General features: G+C 64.9%; 6 protein-coding genes. 3 read left to right on the top strand and 3 right to left on the bottom strand.

The window, feature by feature from the left end; genetic code table 11:
• Positions 1 to 273 precede the first annotated feature (273 nt).
• Genes ABIB06_RS19885 through ABIB06_RS19875 form a run of 3 tightly spaced genes read left to right on the top strand, consistent with a single transcriptional unit; the run spans position 274 to position 4043 of the window.
• On the top strand, positions 274 to 1488 hold the full coding sequence (locus ABIB06_RS19885) for an ABC transporter substrate-binding protein (RefSeq protein ID WP_354050163.1): 1215 nt from the start codon (positions 274 to 276) through the stop codon (positions 1486 to 1488).
• Between the two features lie 7 nt (positions 1489 to 1495).
• Positions 1496 to 3229: an FAD-dependent oxidoreductase gene (locus tag ABIB06_RS19880; RefSeq protein ID WP_354050161.1), complete on the top strand. Its 1734-nt coding sequence runs from the start codon at positions 1496 to 1498 to the stop codon at positions 3227 to 3229.
• Positions 3230 to 3248: 19 nt separating this feature from the next.
• Positions 3249 to 4043: an IclR family transcriptional regulator gene (locus tag ABIB06_RS19875; protein ID WP_354050159.1), complete on the top strand. Its 795-nt coding sequence runs from the start codon at positions 3249 to 3251 to the stop codon at positions 4041 to 4043.
• Between the two features lies 1 nt (position 4044).
• On the opposite strand, the gene ABIB06_RS19870 is transcribed toward ABIB06_RS19875, so the two are convergent.
• From ABIB06_RS19870 to ABIB06_RS19860, 3 genes are read right to left on the bottom strand one after another with little or no spacing between them, the layout of a single operon-like run.
• A complete protein-coding gene (locus ABIB06_RS19870; protein WP_354069177.1) occupies positions 4045 to 4818 on the bottom strand; it encodes an SDR family NAD(P)-dependent oxidoreductase in 774 nt (257 codons plus the stop codon).
• A 54-nt stretch (positions 4819 to 4872) separates the two neighbouring features.
• Positions 4873 to 5463: a thiamine pyrophosphate-dependent enzyme gene (locus ABIB06_RS19865; RefSeq protein WP_354050157.1), complete on the bottom strand. Its 591-nt coding sequence runs from the start codon at positions 5461 to 5463 to the stop codon at positions 4873 to 4875.
• On the bottom strand, positions 5463 to 6005 hold the full coding sequence (locus ABIB06_RS19860; RefSeq protein WP_354050155.1) for a thiamine pyrophosphate-binding protein: 543 nt from the start codon (positions 6003 to 6005) through the stop codon (positions 5463 to 5465). Before ABIB06_RS19860 ends, ABIB06_RS19865 begins: the two co-directional genes overlap by 1 nt.
• Positions 6006 to 6018: the final 13 nt, after the last annotated feature.

The raw sequence follows: 6018 nt of genomic DNA, 5'->3' as shown, positions 1-6018 counted from the left end.
ATGATCGAGCAACATCGTCGTCTCCAGGTTGGGTGGTATTGCAACCTCAGTCTGGCCTCAGACTTGGTCGCTATCCACTCCCCATGGAATCTTCGCTCCGCTCGGAATGACGGGTGTGGGAGCAGTTGCGCGCTCACTTTGGCGGCGCCGTCCGCGGGACAGCGGAATCCACCCAAGACCGCTATTCGTCATTGACAAATTGGTTCGTCATTATCTAGTTAACTCCAGAACAACCAGCCGCGCCAAGCGGCCCATAAAAGAGAGGGAATGACGATGAGAGGGTTTTTGGCCTGCGCCATGCTCGCGGCCATGTCTTCGGCTGCCATGACCACCGTCGCGAGCGCGCAAGTCTCCGACGACGCGGTGCGGATCGGCGTGCTCACGGATCTATCGAGCTGGGGCCGCGACAACAGCGGGCCTGGCTCGGTCGAAGCCGCGAAGATGGCGGTGGAGGAATTCGGGCCCACCGTGCTCGGCAAGCCGATCGAGATCATCAGCGCCGACCATCAGATGAAGACCGACGTCGGCGTGCAGATCGTGCGCGGCTGGTTCGACAACGGCAAGGTCGATGCCGTCGTCGACATCCCCAATTCCGGCATCGCGATCGCCGTGCACAACATGGTGCGCGAGCGCAACAAGATCGCGCTGCTCTCCGGCCCCGGCGCGAGCTCGCTGACCGACGAGCTGTGCAGCCCGAACACCGTGCACTTCACCTATGACACCTATGCGCTGTCCAAGGTGACGGCCTCCGCGGTGATCAAGGAAGGCGGAAAATCCTGGTACTTCATCACCGCGGACTACGCCTTTGGCCAACAGCTCGAGAAGGACGCCACGCGCTTCATCAACGAGATGGGCGGCAAGGTTTTGGGCGGCGTGAAGCACCCGACCAACACGGCGGACTTCTCCTCCTTCGCGCTGCAGGCGCAAAGCTCGAAAGCCGATGTGGTGGCCTTCGCCAATGCCGGCCAGGACACCGACAACGCCATCAAGCAGTCCGGCGAGTTCGGCCTGGTCCAGGGCGGCCAGAAGCTGGTCGGCCTCTTGATGTTCGACACCGACGTGCATGCGATCGGCCTCAAATCCGCGCAGGGCACCTACATGACCACGGCGTCGTATTGGAACATGGACGAGGCGACCCGCGCATGGTCGCGGAAATTCTACGAGCGCACCAAGGTGATGCCGACCATGATCCAGACCGGCGTCTACGGCTCGGTGTTGCATTATCTCAAGGCCATCAAGGCTGCCGGCACCGATGACCCCGCAAAGGCGATGGCCAAGATGCGCGAACTGCCAATCGGGGATACATTCGTTCATGGCGGACGCTTGCGCGAGGACGGCCGCGTCATTCGCGACATGTATCTCGCCAAGGTGAAAACACCCGAGCAGTCCAAGGAGCCTTGGGATTACCTGGAGATCGTCAAGACGGTAAAGGGCGAGGACGCCTTCCGCCCGGTCTCCGAGTCCAAATGTCCGCTGCTCAAGAAGTGAGGCCCGCATGACCGGCAACGAGCGCAACGCAATTGAGACTTACGAGTGCGATGTGCTCGTGGCCGGATCTGGCGCATCCGGGATGTCGGCCGCGATCACCGCGCGCTATCGCGGCCTCGACGTCCTGATCGTCGAGAAGGAGCCACGCTTCGGCGGCACCACCGCCCGCTCCGGCGGTTGGTTGTGGATTCCCGGCACGTCGCTGGCGAAGGCTTACGGCATCGAGGAGACGCCGGAGCAGGCCCGCACCTATCTACGGCACGAAGCCGGCAACAATTATGACGCCGCGCGCGTCGATGCATTCCTGAGCGCCGGGCCCGAGGCGGTCGGTTTCTTCACCAGCAAGACCGCGCTCCGCTTCGACATGCCGCTGGTATTCCCGGACTACCACGCCGAGGCGCCCGGAGGCACCCAGGGTGGCCGTTCGATGGTGGCGCGCCCGTTCGACGGCCGTGAGCTCGGCGACCAGATCAAGACCCTCGGCATGCCCCTGCCGGAGCTGACCGTATTCGGCATGATGCTCGGATCCGGCAAGGACATCGTCCATTTCATGCGCGCGACGAAGTCGCTGACCTCGGCCGTCTATGTCGCAAAGCGCCTGTCGCGCCATTTGATGGACGTGCTGCGCTACGGCCGCGGCATGACCCTGACCAACGGCAATGCGCTCGCCGGGCGCCTGGCAAAATCCGCGCAAGACCTGAAGATTCCGATGTGGCTGTCCTCGCCGGTGCGTGAGCTGACGGTCGAGAACGGCACTGTCATCGGCGCCATTGTCGCCCGCGAGGGACGCGACGTCCGCATTCGTGCAAGACAAGGCGTCGTGCTCGCCTGCGGCGGCTTTCCGCACGATGTGGAACGGCGCAAGAAGATGTTCCCGCACGCGCCGACCGGCAACGAGCATTTTTCGCCGGGACCGACCGGCAACACCGGCGACGGCCTGCGCCTTGCGGAAAGCGCCGGCGGGCATGTCGAGGACCGCCTGCCGAACGCGGCAGCCTGGGTCCCGGTCTCGGTCACCAAGCGCAAGGACGGTTCAAACGGCGTGATGCCGCATTTCATCGACCGCGCAAAGCCCGGCGTGATCGCGGTGATGCGCGACGGCAAGCGCTTTGCCAACGAGGGCAATTCCTATCACGACTTCGTCCAGGCCATGGTCAAGGCGGCGAAGCCCGGCGAGGAGATCGCGGCGTACCTCGTCTGCGATCGCCCGACCCTGCGCAAATACGGCCTCGGCTGCGTGCCGCCCTTCCCGATGCCAACAGGTCATCACCTCAACACGGGTTATCTCTTGCGCGGCGAGACGCTGGAGGCGCTTGCGGCAAAAGCGGGTATTGATGCCACCGCGTTCATCGAGACCGTCAAGCAGTTCAATGCGACCGCACCACTAGGTCATGACGCGGCCTTCGGCAAGGGATCAAAGGCCTATAACCGCTACCAGGGCGATGCGCTGCACGGCCCAAACCCCTGCGTCGCGCCGATCGAGAACGGCCCGTTCTACGCGATCAAGATGGTGGTCGGCGATCTCGGCACCTATGCCGGCATCGTCACTGACGAGAACGCGCGAGCGCTCGATGCGGAGGGACGGGTGATTCCCGGGCTCTATGCCGCCGGCAACGACATGGCGAGCATCATGGGCGGCAATTATCCCGGTGCCGGCATTACGCTTGGGCCGGCGCTGACCTTCGGCTACATTGCCGGCCGTCATCTCGCCGACCGCGCCACCAAGCGCGACGCGGCGTAAGCCACACGCCAGGAGGCGCATGAAGAGAGAAAGCCGCGGCATCCAGTCGATCGAGGTCGGCGGAGAATTGCTCCGCGCGCTGGCGAGATGCGGTGAGCCGATGATGCTGCGCGATCTCGCGCGCGAGGCCGGCATGACACCGGCCAAGGCGCATCCTTATCTGGCCAGCTTCTCCCGCATCGGGCTGATCGAGCAGGACGAGACCACCGGCCGCTACGAGATCGGCGCACTGGCGCTGGAGCTCGGCCTGATCAGCCTGCGCCGCCTGTCCGGCGTACGCATCGCGAGGCCGAAGATCGCGGCGCTCGCAAGTCACATTGGGCACGCGGTCTCGCTGGCGGTCTGGGGCACGCACGGCCCGACCGTGGTGCAGCTCGAAGAGCCTGGCCAGCCCGTGCACATCGTGATGCGGGCCGGCTCGGTGATGGCGCTGCTGGAGACCGCTACAGGGCGGGCCTTTGCGGCCTTCCTGCCGGAGAAGACAATCAACGCCGCACTCGAAAGCGGCCTCGATCGCCACGGCGTCGGGTATAATCCGAAGCGCGCGGTGAAAGGCGCGAAGGTCACTGAGATGCTCACAGAGGTCCGCAAGCACGGCCTCGCCCGCGTGCTCGGCGATCCCCTGCCCGGCGTCAACGCATTCTCCGCGCCCGTATTCGACCATTCCGGCCATGTCGCCCTCGTCATCACCGCGATGGGACCGGAAGGCACTTTTGATGCGCGCTGGGACAGCCCGACCGCCCATGCCTTGCGCGACTGTGCCGGCAGCATTTCGAAACGGCTGGGCCACGGGATGACGGTTGCGGCGGAGTGATCTACTTCACCGGCACCGTATAGTTCAGGATCAGCCGGCCGCCGTCTGGGTAGATGGTCTGCCCAGTGATGTAGGACGCGTCGTCGCTCGCCAGGAACGCCACGACGGAAGCCACCTCGCCCGGCTCGCCGCCGCGGCCCGCCGGCGTGCGCGACAGCACGGTCTTGCGGGCATCTTCGGATGTGTAGATGGCGGACGCCACCATGTCGGTCAGAATCGTACCCGGTCCGACCGCGACGACGCGGATGTTGTGCGGGGCAAGCGCGACGGCGGCGACACTCGTTAGCTGCTTCATGCCGCCCTTGGAGATGGCGTAGGTCGCGAGCGTCGGGATCGCCAGCAGTGCGTTGACCGAAGACATGTTGATGATCACCCCGCCGCCGCCTTGCGCGATCATCTGCTTGGCCGCCGCCTGGACCCCGAAGAACGCCCCCTTCAAGTTGATGGCGATGACGTCGTCGAAATCCTGTTCGGATATCTCCAGAATGTCCTGGTTGCGGGCAACGCCGGCGTTGTTGACCATGACGTCCAGCCGGCCGAACTCCTTCACGGCGGTGGCCACGAGCTTGTCGACGTCAGCGCGCCTGGCAACGTTGCCGACGATGGTGCGCAAGGCGTCCGGCCGCCCCAGTTCGGCAGCCGTCGCGGCAAGGCCATCGGCATCGAGATCCGAGATAACGACCTTGACGCCGTCGTCCAGGAATCGTTTCGCGCAAGCCTTGCCGATGCCGCGCGCCGCGCCGGTGATGGCGGCGACCTTGCCGGTTAGTTTCATGGTCTCACTCCAGAATAGCTGCTTGAGGCAAGCTGTTGCCGGGTGAGACCCGGCTTACGCAGCCGCGAAACCCAGATGAGCACGGAACCGGTTCTTGATAAAGACGGCATCGCGCGAGGGCAGCGATCGTGGCGGATTTTCGGCCAGAACCTTGATGACAAAAAGCCGCGGTCCATCAGCCGGCTCGGCGTTCTGCCGCGTGAGGCGCTCCACTTCCTCGAGCGTCCGCACCGTCCCGGTCGCAACAAAGCCGCAGGCCGTGGCGATGGCGGTGAGATCGACCCCGCGCCCGGTGTGGCTTGCCTGCATTCCGGTCTCGCCAAAATGCTGGTTGTCGATCACGACGATGTCGAGATTGCGCGGGCGCGCAACGCCGATGGTGGCGAGACCGCCGAGGCCCATGAGCTGCTCGCCATCGCCAGTGAGGGCCAGCACGCGCCTTTCCGGCTGGGCCTGAGCGAGGCCAAGCCCGATCAGCGCGGCGCCGCCCATGGCGCCCCAGAGATAAAAATTGCCGTCGTGGTCGCCGACCGAATGAAGGTCGTAGGTCGGCGAGCCCAGGCCGGAGACGACCAGCGTGTCCTTGCGATTCTTCAGGAGTGCGGCCACGGCGGCACGGCGGTCGAGTTGAGCTTGCATTGGCATCACCACTTCTTCTTGCCGATCAGACGTTGCCCGATCAGGACTGCGACCTGCTGATCGGATTGGTAGGCGAGCGCTGCGGCCGATTCGACCGTCTCGACCAGATCCTCCGGCGTCTCCGCACGCATCACCTTCAGGCCGATCGCCTCCAGCGAGGGCTGCGTCGCCCGGCTCATCGGCACCTGCCAGGGATTGAACTCGGCCCATTCGCCGCGCATCGTCACCAGCATCAGCAGTGGAAAGCGTCCGATCGCCGACAGCGACAGCATGTTGATGCAGTTGCCGACCCCGCTCGACTGCATCAGCAGCACGCTGCGCTGTCCGCCGAGCCAGGCCCCCGCGGCAATGGCGATGCCCTCTTCCTCCGTCGTCAGCACGTTGGTGGTGACGTCGCGGTCGGCTGAGAACAGGCGGATGAGCTGGCTGTGGCCGGCATCGGGGACATAGGACATCTGCCGCACGTCGGCGGCTTTCAGGATGCGGTAGAGCTCGGATGGCCAGTCATCGCCAGCGCGCGTTTCGAGATTGGTCTGAGGGCTGTGCACCGCGTGTCTCCGT

The sequence above is a fragment of the Bradyrhizobium sp. LB8.2 genome (assembly GCF_040548035.1).
Lineage (GTDB): Bacteria > Pseudomonadota > Alphaproteobacteria > Rhizobiales > Xanthobacteraceae > Bradyrhizobium.
The sequence above is the reverse complement of the archived record's forward strand: the minus strand, read 5'-3'. Positions and strand labels throughout refer to the sequence as shown.

Coding starts and splice junctions, on each gene's coding strand:
- ABIB06_RS19885 (WP_354050163.1), top strand. CDS start 274: ATGAGAGGGTTTTTGGCCTGCGCCATGCTCGCGGCCATGTCTTCGGCT.
- ABIB06_RS19880 (WP_354050161.1), top strand. CDS start 1,496: ATGACCGGCAACGAGCGCAACGCAATTGAGACTTACGAGTGCGATGTG.
- ABIB06_RS19875 (WP_354050159.1), top strand. CDS start 3,249: ATGAAGAGAGAAAGCCGCGGCATCCAGTCGATCGAGGTCGGCGGAGAA.
- ABIB06_RS19870 (WP_354069177.1), bottom strand. CDS start 4,818: ATGAAACTAACCGGCAAGGTCGCCGCCATCACCGGCGCGGCGCGCGGC.
- ABIB06_RS19865 (WP_354050157.1), bottom strand. CDS start 5,463: ATGCCAATGCAAGCTCAACTCGACCGCCGTGCCGCCGTGGCCGCACTC.